The organism is Arthrobacter sp. EM1 (assembly GCF_029964055.1).
GTDB lineage: Bacteria > Actinomycetota > Actinomycetes > Actinomycetales > Micrococcaceae > Arthrobacter.
The window spans coordinates 2,297,039-2,314,196 of sequence record NZ_CP124836.1 but is presented as its reverse complement, the minus strand read 5'-3'; the positions used below and the strand labels follow the sequence as shown (position 1 = coordinate 2,314,196).

Below are 17,158 nucleotides of genomic sequence, written 5' to 3'. Positions count from 1 at the left end.
GTATCGTGGAAGAACCGGGTACTGTCCGGCAGTTGCAGGGCGGGTAATTATTGAAACAGGCGGATGGCCGCCGTGGTAGTGGAAGTCGGTTGCAATCTCTGTTGACTACGAAATCTGAAGCGCGCGAACCCGCCGCAGCACTGGAGGAGACAAAGCCTCCGCTCTGGATCTGGATCCAGCTCTTCCTGGACTCAATGTCGTGGGTCGTCGCGATCGTCCTGGCCCTGCTGCTGCGCTATGAAATGGGCATCAGGGAAGAACAGCTTGTCAGTGCCCTGATCATCATGGCCATCGCCATAGTGGTGCAGGCACTTGCCGGCTATGCGCTGGCGCTGTACCGCGGCAGGTATCCGTTCGGAAGTTTCCAGGAAGCCAAGGCGCTGGTCTTTGTCACAGTGATTGTCGCGGCCTCCATCACGCTGAGCCTGCTGGTGCTCTATGAAGCCATCGGAATCGGCCGCAGCGTGGGGCTCATCGCCTTCCCGTTCGCCTGCCTCTTTATGGGGGCCGCCCGCTATGCCAAGAGGCTCTATGTTGAGGGCAAACACCGTCCCGGCGACAGCGCCCAGAATACCCTGATCTATGGCGCGGGTTTCCTCGGCAACTCGCTGCTGACGCGGATGCTGCAGGACGCCGAATCGCCGTATTATCCTGTTGGACTGATTGACGACGATCCCACGAAGAAGCACCTGCGGCTCTCCGGCGTGCAGGTCCTGGGCCGCGGCGACGACCTGCCGGCCATCATCCGGCGCACCCGCGCCACAGTGCTGGTACTGGCGTTTGCCAATGTGGAGGCTTCCGTGGTCCGGCGGATTTCCGACGCAGTAGCCGGAATGAATGTTCGGGTGCTGGTCCTGCCGCCTTTGCGCGACATGCTCGGCGGCGGGGCGCCCCAGGGCTTCTCCGACTTCCGCGAAGTGGCTGTCGAGGACCTGATCGGGCGGCGCCCGGTCGATATCAAAGTCGATGAGATTGCCGGCTACATCAAGAGCAAACGCGTCCTTGTCACCGGGGCCGGCGGATCCATCGGGTCCGAACTGTGCCGGCAGATCGTCCAGTTCTCGCCGGCCGAGCTGATCATGCTTGACCACGACGAAACCGGGCTGCAGCAGACCCAGATCACCATTACCGGACGGGGACTGCTTGCTGGCCGTGACACCGTCCTGGCGAGCATCCGCGACGCGGACGCGCTTCAGGAGATCTTCCAGGACCGCCGCCCGGAGGTGGTGTTCCACGCTGCCGCCCTCAAACACGCGCCGTTGCTGCAGCAGTATCCGATCGAGGCCTGGAAGACGAACGTCCTGGGCACCCTCAACGTCCTGCGTGCCGCAAAGCACGCCGGGGTATCGCACTTCGTGAATATCTCCACGGACAAGGCGGCAAACCCGACGACGGCGCTGGGCCACTCGAAGCGCGTCGCCGAAAAGCTGGCCGCGTGGATGGCGGGCCAGACCGGCCGCAAATTTGTCTCCGTCAGGTTCGGGAACGTTATGGGCAGCCGCGGCTCGATGCTGCCGCTCTTTACGGAGCAGATCCGGGTGGGCGGTCCCGTGACTGTCACCGACCCCGAGGTCACCCGCTTTTTTATGACGATTCCGGAAGCGTGCCAGCTGGTCATCCAGGCCGGCGCGATCGGACGCGGCGGAGAGGTGATGATCCTTGACATGGGGGAACCGGTGAAAATCCTGGACGTTGCCCAACGCATGATCGCGATGTCCGGCAAGAAGGTTGAGATCGTCTACACCGGGCTCCGGCCCGGCGAGAAACTCCACGAGGAACTCGTTGGAATCGGCGAGCTCGACGAACGCCCGCTGCATCCGAAGATCTCCCACACGCAGGCCCACCAGCAGGACCCGTCCGGGCTGGACCTCGACGACTGGCTGGCCCGCTGCGAGGCGGAGCAGGGTCTGGACATCGCTTCCATCCCGGACGATGAAGCGGACGAACCGGGCGAGCACACAAGGGTTGCATCCTGATGCTGATCTTCCTCACTGCCGCCGTCACCCTGCTAGCGAGCGTGCTGCTTCCGTTTGCCGTAAAGCCGTGGCTGGTGAAGATGGGCGTCGTTGACGTTCCCACGGCCCGGTCGTCCCACGGCGCAACCACCATCCGGGGCATGGGAGTGGCCGTTTCGGTGGCCACCGCCATCGGCTACGGGGCCGCCGGCCTGCTGGGAGCGGTGACGGTGGACCGTTCGGTCTTCCTGGTGGTGCTGTGCATCATCGTTGCCAGCGCAGCGGTGGGATGGATTGAAGACCTCCGTGGTCTCTCCATTCGGGGCCGGGCGGCCGCCCAGCTGGGGATTGGTGCCGCGGGTTCCGCAGCTCTGCTCCTGCTCACCGGCCAGTCCTTCTGGTGGTTGCCGCTGGCGGCGCTGGCAATTGCTGCGTACATCAACATCGCGAACTTCATGGACGGCGTCAACGGGATTTCGAGTTTCCACGGCGTCCTGGCGGGCAGCGCCTACGCGGTGGCAGGGGTCTTGGCGGAACAGCCGTGGCTTACCGCTGGTGGGGCGGTGCTGGCCATGTCCTTCCTGGGCTTCCTGCCGTGGAACTTGTCCAGGGGCTCCGTTTTCCTGGGCGACGTCGGCAGCTACCTGCTGGGTGCCTCGGTGGCTGCCTTGGCCGTGGCGGGGTTCTTCAGCGGTGTCTACGTGGAATATGTCCTGTCGCCGATCCTCGTCTATGTTGCCGACACCGGCTACACCCTGCTGCGCCGGATTAATGCCGGTGAACGCTGGTACGCGTCCCACCGGGAGCACGTCTACCAGCGGTTGACCGACGTCGGATTTTCGCACCTTCAGTCGGCAGGCACCGTCGCGGCGTGCACGGCGGCAGTGATCGTTTTCAGCTTCATCGCCGCCACGGCTACCCTGCCTGTGGTGGTGCTCTGCGTCGCCGGAAGCCTGGCCGTCCTTGGGCTTTACCTGGCGTCACCGGACCTGATCCGACACTTCGGGAGGCGCCGGAAAGTTACCAGGTCGCCGGTAACCTAAGCGGGCCGGCGCCCGCGGCGCGGCACGGGACGCCGCCATGTTCTATCTCGTGTAGAATTTAGGGGCGGGTTGACGCCGCGACTTCTACCAGCACCCGCCCCGCGACGATTGGGATCCCATGACCTCCAACGCCGATCCCGGACCCGTCTCCGGCAACGGATCTGTTGGTGCCTCCGGCCCCACACCAGCCCTGTGGCTGCGTTTGCTGGGAATAAGTTCGGCAGTCAGCGGCGGAGCCCTGCTGCTGGTGGCTGTGGCGGCAGTGCTGCTGGCTTCGACGGCAGCTGCCCTTTCCTGGCTTCTCGGCGGAGCCCTGGTCGCCGTCTTTTTCGCCATCAGCCTGCTGATCGGCCACTTCGCCGGACGTAACAACCCCTCCGGTGCGATTGGCCTTTTCGCCGCAACATACTTCATCAAGATCGTTGGCTTTGCCGTGGTGCTTTTTGCCATCGGCACCCCCGACTGGCTTTCCCGGGGCTGGTTCCTGGCCGGCGCCGTCGTGACAGTTGTGTTGTGGCAGGCCGCCGAGATCTACGGTTTCAGCACGGCCCGGCTGCAGATCTACAACGACCCCAAGACCTCCGAGGGCGGCACCGATGTCTAGCCGCAAAGACGGACGCGCAAGCAAGCCCAAAACCCACAAAACCACTGGCGGAGCCCCCGGTGTATCCGGGAACGGCAGGGACGGCGGATACAACGCCGGAATCGCCGTCTTCAGCTACATTGTTGGCGGAATCATCGTCTGGAGTTTGATAGGGTGGGGTCTGGATAATCTGTGGGGAACCCGCTGGATTGTGCTCGCAGGCGCCCTGCTTGGAGCCGCCGGAGGTTTCTATCTTTCTCACATGCACGGCCTCACCAGCCCGGAGCATTCCGCCGGCGGGGACAATGCCGCACGTGGCCCGTCCGTGGACGAGGATCAGTAATGCCAAATAATTTCACAGGGGGAGAGGCCGGCAGCAACGCCGACTTTCCCCGACCAACGCCCAATGATGGACACTGCAGAGAGGAAACGCGTTGATCGCGCTTGCGCTCCCGGCCCAAGATTCAGGACCTTTTTCGCCTCCTGGAATTGAAGAAATGCACCTGCCGGCAATCCTGCCGTGGGGGGCGGCCGACGGATTCTCCAAGCAGATGCTGCTGGTAATCCTTTCGGTCGTTATTATCGCCACATTCTTTCTGCTAGCTGCCCGCAAGGGCCAGCTTGTCCCCGGCAAACTGCAGTTTGCGGGTGAAGCCGCTTACGGCTTCGTCCGCAATGGCATTGCCAAGGACATCATCGGCGGCAAAGATTTTATGAAGTACGTCCCGCTGTTGTTCAGCCTCTTCTTCTTTATCCTGGTGAACAACATCTACGGTGCCATTCCGGTCATCCAGCTCCCGACGTTCTCGCACGTCGGCGGCGCATATGTGATGGCCGCGATTGTGTACATTACCTGGATCGTCATCGGCGTCAGGAAAAACGGACTGCGCTACTTCAAGCTGGCCACCGTTCCCTCCGGAGTCCCGGGCTATATTCTTCCGATCGTTATCCCGATCGAGATCATCTCCAACTTCCTGGTCCGCCCGGTGACGCACAGCCTGCGTTTGTTTGCGACGATGCTGGCGGGGCACCTGATCGTGATGATTGCCGGTTCCGGCATCGAGTACCTCGTGATGAATGAAAACCTCCTGCTGAAGGGCACCTCGGTGCTCGTTCTCGCCGGCGCCATTGCGATGTACATGCTCGAAGCGCTGATTATGGTTCTGCAGGCTTACGTGTTTACGCTGCTGACCGCCATCTACATTGAAGGCGCGCTGCACGCGGACAGCCACTAGGCACCCCAAACTTCCCCTTGCGGGATGAAGCAACCCAAACAACCTGCCGCACAGACGGCATCTTGAAAGGAAGAAAAATGAACGGCTCTCTCAACCTCGTAGGTTACGGTCTGTCCGCAATCGGCGGTGGTATCGGTGTTGGTCTCGTGTTCGCCGCGTACATCAACGGTGTTGCACGCCAGCCGGAGGCACAGCGTGTGCTCCAGCCGATCGCCTTCCTCGGCCTCGCGCTGACCGAAGCCCTCGCCATCCTCGGCCTGGTCTTCGCGTTCGTTCTCTAGTCTGAACCTTAGAGCTAAGCGAACATCCAGAACCGAGTAGATAAGGACGGGTGAATTATGAATCAGCTGATCATCTCAGCCGCCGTTGAAGGCCAGTCGCCTTTGCTTCCCAATGTTTGGGAAATGGGCGTCGTCTTGGCCGGCTTTGCTGTCCTCATGTTCATTGTGGTCAAGTATGTTGTCCCGATGTTCGAGAAGACCTTCGCGGAGCGTGCCGAGGCCATCGAAGGTGGCATTGCCAAGGCTGAAAAGGCCCAGGCAGAGGCTTCTGCCGCGCTCGAAGAGTACAAGCAGCAGCTTACGGACGCCCGTGCCGAGGCCAACCGCATCCGCGAGGAAGCCCGTGCCGAAGGCGCCCAGATTCTTGCGGACCTGAAGGAGAAGGCGGCTGCCGAGTCTGCTCGTATCACGGCGCAGGCACACGCAGCCATCCAGTCCGAGCGTCAGGCGGCCGTTGTGTCGCTCCGCTCGGAGGTCGGCACGCTTGCCACGACGCTGGCTGGCCGCATCGTCGGCGAGTCCCTCGAGGACGACGCGCGTTCGGCCCGTGTGGTTGACCGTTTCCTGGCAGATCTGGAGAACCAGAACGCAGGTGCAGCTAAGTAATGGCAGGTGTATCGAGCGGATCGCTGACCGCGGCCCTGGCGGATTTGGAAGTCAAACTTCCTTTCGCCTCGCTGCAGCTGGCTAAAGAACTCTTCGGAATTCTGGGCACGGTAGACAGCTCGGCTGGCTTGCGACGCGCCCTGACTGACCCGTCCCGCAGCGGCGCGGACAAGTCGGCGCTGGTCAAGCAGCTCTTTGGCGGGAACGTCTCCGCGGAAGCTGTGGACATCGCGAGCGGACTGGCCGGCTCACGCTGGGCATCAGCCCGGGATATCGGCGATGCTCTCGAGACTCTTGCCGCTTCGGTGGTCATTGCCGTTGCTGAGAACAAGTCGGCTGCCGCTGCCTCAGGCATCAGCGGGCTGGAAGCGCTGGAGAACGACCTGTTCTCTTTCAACCAGGCCGTCGATTCCAATCACGAGGTCCAGCGTGCTGTGTCCGAACCGCAGGCCAGCGCGGCTGCCAAGGTGGCCCTAGCTGAAAAGCTTGTACCCAGTGCAAGCGAGGAAGCGAAAGTCCTGATTGGACAAGCAGTTTCGCAGCCCCGCGGCCTCAAGGCGACCAAGCTTGTTCGTCGTTTCGCGGAGCTTGCAGCAAAGCGCCAGCAGCGCTGGATTGCAACAGTCAGCGTCACCCGTCCGCTGGCGGAGACACAGACCAGCCGTCTGCAGGAGGGCCTGAACGCCCTGTACGGACGCGAGCTCAAGATCAACATGAACGTTGACCCGGCACTGATCGGTGGCATCCGGATCCAGGTAGGGGATGAAGTGGTAGACGCTTCTGTCCTCGCCCGCCTGGGCCAGCTCCACCGCCAGCTTGCTTAGCCAGCCGGACCAGCACAACTAAACGAAACCCCGGTCATCGTGAGCAACGATGATCACGAAAACAGGAGAGCAGGGACTGCAGATGGCCGAATTGACCATCAACGCCGACGACGTCCGTAATGCGTTGAACGAGTTCGCGGCGTCCTACGAACCCGGAAACGCTGAGCGCGTAGAGGTCGGCCGTGTAACAACCGCAGGTGACGGCATCGCCCGTGTTGAGGGCCTTCCCTCGGTCATGGCGAATGAGCTGCTTCGCTTCGAAGACGGCACGCTGGGCCTGGCCCAGAACCTCGACGTTCGCGAGATTGGCGTTATCGTCCTCGGCGACTTCACCGGAATCGAAGAAGGCCAGGAAGTTCACCGCACCGGACAGGTTCTGTCCGTACCGGTGGGCGACGCCTTCCTCGGCCGGGTTGTTGACCCGTTGGGCGAGCCCATCGATGACCTTGGCGAGATCAAGGCCGAAACCACCCGTGCGCTTGAACTTCAGGCGCCTGGCGTGACCCAGCGCAAATCGGTCCACGAGCCGATGCAGACCGGCCTCAAGGCGATCGACGCCATGATCCCGATCGGCCGCGGCCAGCGTCAGCTGATCATCGGTGACCGCCAGACCGGCAAGTCCGCCATTGCCATCGACACGATCATCAACCAGAAGGCTAACTGGGCTTCCGGGGATGTCAACAAGCAGGTGCGCTGCATCTATGTAGCCATCGGCCAGAAGGCATCGACGATCGCGGCCGTCCGCCAGACCCTCGAGGACAACGGTGCGCTGGAGTACACGACGATCGTGGCTTCCCCCGCATCCGACCCCGCAGGCTTCAAGTACCTGGCTCCGTACGCCGGTTCGGCCATCGGCCAGCACTGGATGTACGGCGGCAAGCACGTCCTTATCGTGTTTGATGACCTCTCCAAGCAGGCCGAGGCTTACCGTGCTGTATCCCTGCTGCTCCGCCGCCCGCCGGGACGCGAAGCCTACCCGGGCGACGTCTTCTACTTGCACTCCCGGTTGCTGGAGCGTTGTGCCAAGCTCTCCGACGAGCTCGGTGCAGGGTCGATGACCGGCCTGCCGCTCATCGAAACCAAGGCAAACGACGTCTCCGCCTACATCCCGACCAACGTGATCTCCATTACCGATGGCCAGATCTTCCTGCAGTCGGACCTCTTCAACGCCAACCAGCGTCCGGCCGTCGACGTGGGTGTCTCCGTTTCCCGCGTTGGTGGCGCCGCCCAGGTCAAGTCCATGAAGAAGGTCTCCGGTACCTTGAAGCTGGAACTGGCCCAGTACCGCGATATGCAGGCTTTCGCAATGTTCGCGTCGGACCTCGACGCCGCATCGCGCCAGCAGCTGACCCGCGGTGCACGCCTGATGGAACTGCTCAAGCAGGGCCAGTACTCACCCTTCCCGGTCGAGAACCAGGTCGTGTCCATTTGGGCCGGTACCAACGGGCACCTCGACGACGTTCCGGTTGAGGACATCAGCCGCTTCGAAACCGAGTTCCTGGACCACCTCAAGCACAAGTCCTCCATCCTGACGACGCTGGCCCAGACCAACGTGATGAGCGATGACACCGCAGAAGCACTGAAGACCGCGATCGTGGACTTCAAAAAGGGCTTCTTCGGCGAGGGAGACAGCCTCCTTGTTGGTGCAGGGCACGAAGAGCATGCAGCCATCGACGAGGCACAGGTCGACCAGGAAAAAATCGTCAAGCAGAAGCGCTAGTTTCGCTGGCCGGGACTGCCGGAACCCCACCGGGTTCTGGCAGTCCCGGCCACCGGGATCTTAGGAAAGGATAAGTATGGGAGCCCAGATTCGGGTCTACCGCCAGAAGATCAGCTCGACGACGTCGATGCGCAAGATCTTCAAGGCGATGGAACTGATCGCTACCTCGCGCATCGGCAAGGCCCGAGCACGCGTAGCAGCTTCACTGCCTTACGCAAACGCCATCACGCGTGCCGTTTCTGCTGTCGCAAGCCAGAGCGAAATCGACCACCCGCTGACCACCGAGCCGGAGCAGATCCGCCGGGCCGCCGTCCTGGTAATCACCTCGGACCGTGGCCTTGCAGGGTCGTACTCCGCGAGTGTGCTCAAGCAGGCGGAAGGCCTCCACGAGCTGCTCGTCGAGGAGGGCAAGGAAGTCAAGATGTACCTGGTCGGCCGCAAGGCGCAGGCGTACTTCGACTTCCGGAACCGTCCTTACGGGCGTGTCTGGACCGGCGGTACGGACGCACCGGAGTTTGCCACGGCACAGGAAATCGGCGAAGCATTGCTGGCCGACTTTGCGACGGACTACGCAGAGGGAGGCGTCGACGAAATCCACGTCGTCTACACCCGCTTCAAGTCCATGGTGACCCAGGAGCCGACGGTTGTCCGTCTTCTCCCGCTGGAGGTTGTCGAAGAGCAGGCGGCGTCCGAATCGGATCTGCTGCCGCTCTACGAATTCGAACCGGAAACGGAACAGGTTCTCGACGCTCTGCTGCCGCGCTACATCGAATCACGTATCTTCGCCGCGATGCTGCAGGCAGCAGCTTCAGAGCTTGCTGCCCGCCAGCGGGCAATGAAGTCCGCCGGCGACAATGCCACGGATCTCATCAAGAAGTTTACGCGTCTGCGCAACACCGCCCGCCAGGCTGAAATTACGCAGGAGCTTTCCGAAATCGTGGCCGGTGCCGACGCGTTGAACGCGTCCTAGCCGCACGAATCCGGATCCAGCTGTACCTGCACCAAAAGAAACTTAACCCAACGCCATCTACTGAGTGAAGTGAGAGAGATGACTGCCACAGCTACCGAACACGTAGCCGCGACGACCGGTGCTACCGGCCGTATTGCACGTGTTATTGGCCCGGTTGTCGACGTCGAATTCCCGGCTGACGCAATCCCCTCGATTTACAACGCACTCACCACTGAGATTACTCTCAACGGTGAGACCAAGACGATCACGTTTGAGGTTGCTCTGCACCTCGGCGATAACGTCATTCGCGCCATCTCGCTGCAGGCGACCGACGGACTTGTCCGCGGTACCGCTGTAGTGGACTCGGGTGCCCCCATTTCCGTGCCTGTCGGCGACGTCGTCAAGGGACACATCTTCAACGTCCTCGGCCAGCCGCTGGACGTGCCTGAGTCGGAACTCGAAATCACCGAGCGCTGGCCCATCCACCGCAAGGCCCCGGCCTTCGCGACGCTCGAGGGTTCCACCGAGATGATGGAAACCGGCATTAAGGTCATTGACCTTCTCACCCCGTACATCAAGGGTGGCAAAATCGGTCTGTTCGGTGGTGCCGGCGTTGGCAAGACGGTACTGATCCAGGAAATGATCACCCGTGTTGCCCGCAACTTCGGCGGCACCTCGGTCTTCGCCGGTGTCGGCGAGCGTACCCGTGAAGGTAACGACCTCTGGGTTGAAATGGAAGAGGCGGGCGTCCTTAAGGACACCGCCCTTGTCTTCGGCCAAATGGATGAGCCGCCGGGAACGCGCCTGCGCGTTGCACTGTCCGCGCTGACCATGGCGGAGTACTTCCGCGATGTGCAGAACCAGGACGTGCTGCTCTTCATCGATAACATCTTCCGCTTCACCCAGGCAGGTTCCGAGGTTTCCACCCTCCTCGGCCGGATGCCTTCGGCCGTGGGCTACCAGCCCAACCTGGCTGACGAGATGGGTCTCCTGCAGGAGCGCATCACGTCCACCAAGGGCCACTCGATCACCTCGATGCAGGCCATCTACGTACCCGCAGATGACTACACCGACCCGGCTCCGGCCACGACCTTCGCACACCTCGACGCGACCACGGAACTGTCCCGTGAAATCGCTTCCCGTGGTCTGTACCCGGCCGTTGACCCGCTGACGTCGACGTCCCGCATCCTGGATCCGCAGTACATCGGCAACGACCACTACAACACGGCCGTCCGCGTCAAGCAGATCCTGCAGAAGAACAAGGAACTTCAGGACATCATCGCCATCCTCGGTGTTGACGAACTCTCTGAAGAAGACAAGATTGTTGTCTCGCGTGCCCGCCGCATCCAGCAGTTCCTCTCGCAGAACACCTACACCGCCAAGCAGTTCACCGGCGTCGAGGGCTCCACCGTGTCCATCAAGGACACCGTTGAAGGCTTCACCGCAATCTGCGACGGCGAGCTGGACCACATCGCAGAGCAGGCGTTCTTCAACGTCGGCGGCCTGGATGACGTCGAGCGCCAGTGGGCCAAGATCCAGGAACAGACCAAGTAATATGGCTGAGCTTGAGGTTGAGATTGTCGCAGCGGACCACTTCGTGTGGTCCGGAGCGGCCACCATGGTCAAGGCCCGCACCAGCGATGGTGAAATCGGAATCCTGCCCGGCCACTCGCCCCTGCTGGCGATACTGGCCGAAGGTGAGCTGGCCATCCAGCCGGTCTCCGGTGACCGCATTTCTGTAGTGGTCGACGGCGGCTTCTTCTCCGTCGACAACAACCGGGTCGTCATTGTTGCTGACAACGCCCAAATGGGCGACGCGGTTACTGCGGGGATCCGCTAGCACGACCTTGATGAACGATACCGTTTTTCCGTTCATCGTCCTGGCAACGGTCTTTGCGTTGCTGGTATTTGCACTGTGCCTTTCGGGGGTGCGCCGCATCACCCTGCGGCGCACCCTGGGCACAGTGGACGCCTCCATTTGCACGGCCGGAAACGGCTGGCAGATGGGGGTTTGTCGTTATCAGGACAACGACCTGGAGTGGTTCCGCCTTGCCTCGCTGAGCACGCGGCCCAAGTACACTTTCCGCCGGAGTTCGCTCGAGCTGATCGCCAGGCGCCAGCCCAGCGAATCCGAGCTCGTCGAAGTCCAGCCCGGGGCCGTGATTGTAGAGCTCCGGTACGAGGGGCAGGACGTCCTGCTCGCGATGCGGTTCGACGCCTACACCGGGCTGTCATCCTGGCTTGAGGCCGGGCCGGTCATCGGCGTCGGGACCTGGCGCTAGCGCCGATGTCTTTTCTGGAAGAACTCCGGCTAGTGGACGGGCCGGTGCTGTGGTTCGCCTGGCTTGCCGGCACCGCGGGCCTGGCCTACCTGTTCTGGCAGCCCGGGAGCCAACGCGCCCGGAGCACCGCAGCCCGTCCGTGGCTGGCTTTCCTGCTTCCGCGGGCCGCCGTTGTGCTTGTTGCGGCGGCATTGCTTGCCGCTGCGCACTGGCTGATGATTTACGCCGTTCCGGTGTTCCCTGACGAACTCCCCGCCGAGGTCCTTGCCTGGTCGTTGCCTGCGGTCACGGCCCTGCTGCTCTGGATGATGCACCTGTGGATCACCTGGCGGGCCGCGGGCCGCCGGAGCCGCGCGCCGGGCGGCACCCGGCGTCCAGCCCGCGCGACGGCTGCGTCCACGGGCGCCCTGCTCGGTGTTGTGCTGCTCTCGGCCGTGCAGGTCAACGCCTATTTTGGACTCAACCACACGGTGAGCGACCTCGCCGGCACAGCCGTGGCACGGATTCAACCGCTGGACGACGGGCTGAAACGCGTTCCCGGTGCTGCCCCCGGGGTGAGCCTGTCCGCGTGGAAACCGCCGGCGGACCTGCCCGACGCCGGTGTTATGCGGCGCGCCGCCATCCCCGGGAGCCGTTCGGGCTTCCAAGGCCGCGAGGCGTACATCTATCTTCCGCCCGCGTACCGGACCTCGCCCCGGCCGGCACTTCCCGTCCTGGTGCTTTTCTCCGGCCAGCCCGGAGGACCGGCAGACTGGCTCACGGGCGGGGCGCTGCGCAGCCGCATGGACCAGTATGCGGCAGCGCACCATGGTGTTGCTCCGGTGGTGGTGGTAGCGGATCCGAACGGTTCCGCCGCAGCGAATACACTCTGCATGGACAGCCGGATCGCCCGGGCGGACACGTATCTGGCCGAGGACGTGCCGGACTGGATCAACCAGACACTGGATGTGGATCCGGACCACAAACAGTGGGCCGCCGGCGGATTCTCCTTTGGTGCGACCTGCGCGATGCAGATGGTGACGCGCCATCCGGACATCTATGGCTCAGCACTGGCGTTCTCAAGCGAAAAGGAGCCCGCGCTTGCGAAGGAGCGGGACAAGACGATTGCGGCCTCCTTTGGCGGCGACGCCGAAGCCTTCGACCGTTTGACGCCGCTGCGGCTGATGACGGACCGCCGCTTTGACGGGCACGCCATCTATTTTGGCGCCGGCGAGCGTGATCCCGAGTTCATCGGCTACATGGAGCTCCTGTCGACGGCTGCACGCGATGCCGGCTTTACCGTGGCGACCCGCCGGATACCCAAGGCCGGGCATTCCTGGGAGACCGGGTCCAGGGGCCTGCCCGCCGGGCTGGACTTTCTGGGGGACCGTTGGGGGATCACCCGGTGAGCCCGGCAGACCCGGCGCGGCGGGGGTCCGACGCCGCTTCCCTGGCTGGTCTTGTCCTGGCGGGCCTGCGGCAGTCGCTCGGCCATCTGCGCGCCATACCCTTCACCCTCGCCGTCCTCGCGGCTTTCCTCCTGGTCGGTGCGGCCACCGGAAGCTTTCTCGCCGGGCCGCCGGAATCGTTGCTGAATCTGGCTTCCGTCAGCGCCCCGGGCCTGAAATCCGGGGCCTGGTGGTCGATGTTTACCTCGATGTTCTTCGCCACGAACCTGCTGGCATATGCCGCAGCCGCTCTAATGATCCTGCTCCTGCTGGGCCTCACCGAGCGGCAGCTTGGCAGTCGACGCACGGCAGTGTTCTATTTTGCCGCACAGTTCGCTTCGGTGACGCTGTTTCTGCTGCTGACTCAACTCGCCCGGTATGCCGACGACGGCTGGCTCGGGCGAATGGTGGATGCGCGTCTTATGGGCCCGTATGCTGCCGTGCTGGCCGTCGCGCTGGCGTCAAGCGGCTTGCTGCCCACACTCTGGCAACGCCGGCTGCGCACGGCGGTGGTCGGTGTTTCACTGATGCTTGTGCTGTATGTCGGGCATGCGGAGACGGTTGTGGGGTTGGCCGGTGCCCTGTCCGGGCTGGCCGCCGGCTGGTGGATCCAGGGCGACAAGGGCACGCTGCAACGCCACCGTTCCACCGGACGTGAAACCCGGAACCTGCTCGCGCTGACGGTGGCGATTTTCGCCGTCGGGCCCATCCTCACGGCCACCGTCAGGGCTCCCACCGGGCCGCTGGCACTGCTGCGGGACGTCGTCCTGAACCCGTTGCCCACCCTGAACCAGCTGGAACAGTATTGCGGCGGCACCATCGACGTGAGCTGCCTTGAGGCCGGGCGGGCCGGTTTCGCCGGACCGCTGGGCCTGGCGCTGGCGGTGGTCCCGGTGGTGCTGCTTCTGATCTGCGCTGACGGCATGCGGCACGGACGAAGGCTGGCCCTCCGGATCGCGATCACCGTCCAGCTCGCGGTGACGGCCTTGGCGGCCGTCTACCTTTCGCTGTTCGCCCGGATCCCGCCGTACGCCGGCCGGCCGCGAACCGGTGTGATGGGCTCAAGTATTGTCCACGTGCTGCCCCTCGTGGTGGTTCCCCTGATGCTGGTTCTCCTGCTCGTGGCCAACCGGCGCCAGTTCCGGGTCGAAACCAGTCCTCGGGCACGTACGGCCCTCGCCACCGTGGTGGGCGGAACGCTGCTGGTGCTGGCCTCCGGCTACACCGCAGTCTGGCTGTCCGACGGCGGCATGGACCGTGACGGCGGGCTCCTCGGCCTGGCCGCCGAGCTGTCCCGCCAGTATCTGCCGATTCCCATCCCCGGAATATACAGCCGCCTCTTCCAGGGCCGTGATCCCGTTGAGGCCTTCCTTTTCGCCACGTCCGGCATCATCTTCTGGGCCGTTGCGCTCACCGCTGTGTGGCTGGTCCTGCAACGCCGGCAGCACCGCACCGACGCCGGGGCAGATGACCGCGGCGTGGCCCGCAGCCTCATCCGCCAAGGCGGAGACTCCTTGTCTTGGATGGCGTTGTGGGAGCCCAACAAGTATTGGTTCGCCCCGGAGCGCCGCGGGGGAGTGGCCTACCAGCAGCACGGCAATGTCGCACTGACACTGGCAGGTCCCTTCGGCCCCGCGGCTTTCCGTGCGGAGACGGCAGCGGGTTTTATCCGTTACTGCGCCGAACACGCCCTCATTCCCTGCTTCTATTCGTGCACTGACGAGATCTGGCCACTGCTGGCGGGCCGTGGCTTCCGGCGGGTGGCGGTGGCGCAGGAAACCCGGCTGGCCGTCCGCTCGCTGGAGTTTAAGGGTAAGGACTGGCAGAACGTCCGCACTGCCCTAAACCGTGCCGCGAAGACCGGGGTGCACGCGGTATGGGGCCGTTACACGGACTTTGCGCCGGCAGTAAGGGCCCAGCTCAGCGAAGTCTCGGAGGAATGGGCCGCCCAGAAGTTCATCCCCGAGATGGGATTTACCCTCGGCGGCATCGACGAGCTTGAAGACGAGGAAGTGCTGTGCTGCCTGGCAATGGACGCCGGGGGCCAGGTGCAGGGCGTCACCAGCTGGCTTCCGGTCCACAGCGACGGGCGCCTGGTCAGCTGGACCCTGGACTTTATGCGCCGCCGTCGTGATTCCATCCCCGGTGTGATGGAGTTTCTGATCGCCTCCGCGGTCCGGGAATTCCGCGACTCGGTGGAGGTGATTTCCCTGTCCGGGTCGCCGTTGGCGAAGGACACGGCTGCCATGGCTGACGTTGCCGGAGATGATTCCGGCTCCGAGTCGCTGGCACGGATTCTGGACGTTGTGGGGAAGGCGCTGGAACCCGTGTACGGCTTCAGGTCGCTGGCAACCTTTAAGTCCCGTTTTCAGCCGGAGTACCGGACGCTGTACCTGTATTACCAGGATCCCCTGCAACTGCCAGCCATGGGCAGGGCGCTCAGCCGGGCGTATCTGCCAGGCCTGTCGATGCGGCAAAGTGCGCGGCTTCTACGGAGCCTGGTGCGCTGAGTCCGCGGACCGTCCAAGTGGGGTTTGCTGCCTGCCGGCCGTGGGGGCAAAAAAATGATCCCCGGCTCGGAAGCCGGGGATCATTCTGCGCGGAACCGCCGGAGGCAGTCCCCGCTGTGGGTACTAGACCAGCGTCACGCCGGTTGCCTGCGGGCCCTTGGCGCCCTGGCCGATTTCGAACTGAACGCGGGCGTTCTCGTCGAGGGTTTTGAAGCCGCCGGTCTGGATCTCCGAGTAGTGAACAAAAACATCGCCGTCGGCGTCGTCCGGGGTGATAAAGCCGAAGCCCTTTTCAGCGTTGAACCACTTGACAGTTCCCTGTGCCATGTAAATCTCCTCGTTCTGAATCTTGTTTTAAACCCGGCACACTTCGTGCCGCGCTTGGTCACTCCGCGAGAAGCATTTGAGGCTGTGGGACCGGAATACCCGGGCTTCGGCGGCAGGCGCTTCACGCTCGCAACATGTCTTGCGAGCATAAAAATACCTACACAAAGACTCCCATAAGAATTTCATGTGAGCTGCGTCAGGTCAACGGGCGAGGCCCACAATTGGCATAAATTTTGTACAAAGAATCGACGAACGCAGCCAGCGCCGAATTCCGGCCGCTTAGAAAAGCCGGGATTCGACGTCGTCGACGCCGCGCATGGCATCGTAGTCGAGGGTGACACAGTCGATGCCGCGGTCGGCCGCCAGCACCTTGGCCTGCGGCTTGATCTGCTGGGCCGCAAAGATCCCGCGGACCGGAGCCAGCAGCGGGTCGCGGTTGAGCAGTTCGAGGTAGCGGGTCAGCTGCTCGACGCCGTCGATGTCGCCGCGGCGCTTGAGCTCAATGGCCACTGTGGCGCCACCGGCGTCCCGGGCCAGGATGTCCACCGGTCCGATAGCCGTATAGTACTCGCGGCGGATAAGGGTAAATCCGGTGCCCAGGAGTTCAATCTGGTCAGCCAGAAGCCGCTGCAGGTCAGCCTCGACACCGTCCTTGATCAAGCCGGGATCCTGTCCGAGCTCGTGGGAGGTGTTGTGCAGCTGCTCATGGATGTTGATGATCAGCCGGTCATCCGTTTTGGCTGACTGGACGGTCCATTGTTCGATCACACCAATTTCGACGTCGACTTCGTCCGGGGTGGAGACCCGCAGCGACGCCGGCGGACTCATCCAGTTCAAAGGCTTGTAGGACCCGCCATCGGAATGGACCAGGACGGAACCGTCGGCCTTGACCAGCAGGAGCCGGGTCGCCAGCGGGAGATGGGCTTTGAGCCGGCCGACATAATCTACGGAGCAACGGGCTATGACTAAACGCACCCGGTCAACACTACCGCCTGCGGCGACAGGGGGCACCCGGACTGGGGCAGAATGGAACCATGCCCCGTTCCAACCGTCCCCGCCGGCCCGTCTCCGGGCGATCCGGATCAGGCAAGGCAGGGACCGGCAAAGCAACCAAGCCCGGTGTGAAGGGCGGTCCCGTGCCGGAACTGGACCTGGAGCGTGCGCGCACCGGCGTCGCGCGCCGGGAGAGTGCACCCGACGGAGAGTGGTCGGTCCGGTCCATCACCGCCGGCCGCGCCGAGAAGACCTACATTTGTCCAGGCTGCTCCACGGCGGTGCTGCCCGGTGTGGCACACCTCGTGGTGTGGTCCGAGGACCACCTCTTCGGGGCGGCCGCGGGACTCGCAGAGCGGCGGCACTGGCACACCAACTGCTGGACCTCACGCAGCTACCGCTACCGCTGACGCGGCCCCCGGT

At 63.5% G+C, this 17,158-nt stretch carries 18 protein-coding genes; 16 read left to right on the top strand and 2 right to left on the bottom strand.

Annotation, left to right across the window (positions count from 1 at the left end; all coding sequences use genetic code 11):
• The first annotated feature begins 101 nt into the window (after positions 1-101).
• The 15 genes from QI450_RS10665 to QI450_RS10595 all read left to right on the top strand — a co-directional run bounded on the left by QI450_RS10665 (position 102) and on the right by QI450_RS10595 (position 15,415).
• On the top strand, positions 102-1,976 hold the full coding sequence (locus QI450_RS10665; protein ID WP_226774453.1) for a nucleoside-diphosphate sugar epimerase/dehydratase: 1,875 nt from the start codon (positions 102-104) through the stop codon (positions 1,974-1,976).
• Positions 1,976-2,998, top strand: coding sequence for a UDP-phosphate glycosyltransferase (locus QI450_RS10660; protein WP_226774454.1), 1,023 nt, complete (start codon positions 1,976-1,978; stop codon positions 2,996-2,998). Before QI450_RS10665 ends, QI450_RS10660 begins: the two co-directional genes overlap by 1 nt.
• Before the next feature lie 118 nt (positions 2,999-3,116).
• Positions 3,117-3,602 (top strand): hypothetical protein, encoded by a 486-nt coding sequence (locus QI450_RS10655; RefSeq protein WP_226774455.1) that lies wholly within the window; start codon positions 3,117-3,119, stop codon positions 3,600-3,602.
• Positions 3,595-3,924: a hypothetical protein gene (locus QI450_RS10650; RefSeq protein ID WP_226774456.1), complete on the top strand. Its 330-nt coding sequence runs from the start codon at positions 3,595-3,597 to the stop codon at positions 3,922-3,924. The genes QI450_RS10655 and QI450_RS10650 overlap by 8 nt, the downstream gene beginning before the upstream one ends.
• A 91-nt stretch (positions 3,925-4,015) precedes the next feature.
• Complete coding sequence (gene atpB, locus QI450_RS10645) at positions 4,016-4,816, top strand: F0F1 ATP synthase subunit A (protein ID WP_226774457.1); 801 nt, start codon at positions 4,016-4,018, stop codon at positions 4,814-4,816.
• 77 nt (positions 4,817-4,893) lie between these two features.
• Complete coding sequence (gene atpE, locus QI450_RS10640) at positions 4,894-5,097, top strand: ATP synthase F0 subunit C (protein ID WP_226774458.1); 204 nt, start codon at positions 4,894-4,896, stop codon at positions 5,095-5,097.
• Between the two features lie 57 nt (positions 5,098-5,154).
• A complete protein-coding gene (locus QI450_RS10635) occupies positions 5,155-5,703 on the top strand; it encodes a F0F1 ATP synthase subunit B (RefSeq protein ID WP_226774459.1) in 549 nt (182 codons plus the stop codon).
• Positions 5,703-6,527 (top strand): F0F1 ATP synthase subunit delta, encoded by an 825-nt coding sequence (locus tag QI450_RS10630; RefSeq protein ID WP_226774460.1) that lies wholly within the window; start codon positions 5,703-5,705, stop codon positions 6,525-6,527. The genes QI450_RS10635 and QI450_RS10630 overlap by 1 nt, the downstream gene beginning before the upstream one ends.
• 82 nt (positions 6,528-6,609) lie before the next feature.
• On the top strand, positions 6,610-8,247 hold the full coding sequence (atpA, locus tag QI450_RS10625; protein ID WP_226774490.1) for a F0F1 ATP synthase subunit alpha: 1,638 nt from the start codon (positions 6,610-6,612) through the stop codon (positions 8,245-8,247).
• A 76-nt stretch (positions 8,248-8,323) separates the two neighbouring features.
• On the top strand, positions 8,324-9,217 hold the full coding sequence (locus tag QI450_RS10620; RefSeq protein WP_226774461.1) for a F0F1 ATP synthase subunit gamma: 894 nt from the start codon (positions 8,324-8,326) through the stop codon (positions 9,215-9,217).
• A gap of 78 nt (positions 9,218-9,295) precedes the next feature.
• On the top strand, positions 9,296-10,750 hold the full coding sequence (atpD, locus tag QI450_RS10615; protein WP_226774462.1) for a F0F1 ATP synthase subunit beta: 1,455 nt from the start codon (positions 9,296-9,298) through the stop codon (positions 10,748-10,750).
• A 1-nt stretch (position 10,751) separates the two neighbouring features.
• Complete coding sequence (locus tag QI450_RS10610) at positions 10,752-11,036, top strand: F0F1 ATP synthase subunit epsilon (RefSeq protein ID WP_226774463.1); 285 nt, start codon at positions 10,752-10,754, stop codon at positions 11,034-11,036.
• Positions 11,037-11,046: 10 nt separating this feature from the next.
• Positions 11,047-11,478 (top strand): DUF2550 domain-containing protein, encoded by a 432-nt coding sequence (locus QI450_RS10605; protein ID WP_226774464.1) that lies wholly within the window; start codon positions 11,047-11,049, stop codon positions 11,476-11,478.
• A gap of 5 nt (positions 11,479-11,483) precedes the next feature.
• Positions 11,484-12,866 carry an alpha/beta hydrolase-fold protein gene (locus tag QI450_RS10600; RefSeq protein WP_226774465.1) on the top strand — a complete coding sequence of 461 codons (1,383 nt, stop codon included), beginning with the start codon at positions 11,484-11,486 and terminating at the stop codon, positions 12,864-12,866.
• A gap of 41 nt (positions 12,867-12,907) precedes the next feature.
• On the top strand, positions 12,908-15,415 hold the full coding sequence (locus tag QI450_RS10595) for a DUF2156 domain-containing protein (RefSeq protein WP_226774491.1): 2,508 nt from the start codon (positions 12,908-12,910) through the stop codon (positions 15,413-15,415).
• Positions 15,416-15,538: 123 nt separating this feature from the next.
• Here QI450_RS10595 and QI450_RS10590 read toward each other — a convergent pair whose 3' ends face one another.
• A complete protein-coding gene (locus tag QI450_RS10590) occupies positions 15,539-15,742 on the bottom strand; it encodes a cold-shock protein (RefSeq protein WP_069952225.1) in 204 nt (67 codons plus the stop codon).
• A gap of 279 nt (positions 15,743-16,021) precedes the next feature.
• Positions 16,022-16,717 (bottom strand): endonuclease NucS, encoded by a 696-nt coding sequence (nucS, locus tag QI450_RS10585; RefSeq protein WP_226774466.1) that lies wholly within the window; start codon positions 16,715-16,717, stop codon positions 16,022-16,024.
• A 59-nt stretch (positions 16,718-16,776) separates the two neighbouring features.
• On the opposite strand from nucS, the gene QI450_RS10580 reads away from it, so the two are divergent.
• On the top strand, positions 16,777-17,145 hold the full coding sequence (locus QI450_RS10580) for an ATP/GTP-binding protein (RefSeq protein ID WP_226774467.1): 369 nt from the start codon (positions 16,777-16,779) through the stop codon (positions 17,143-17,145).
• Positions 17,146-17,158 lie beyond the last annotated feature (13 nt).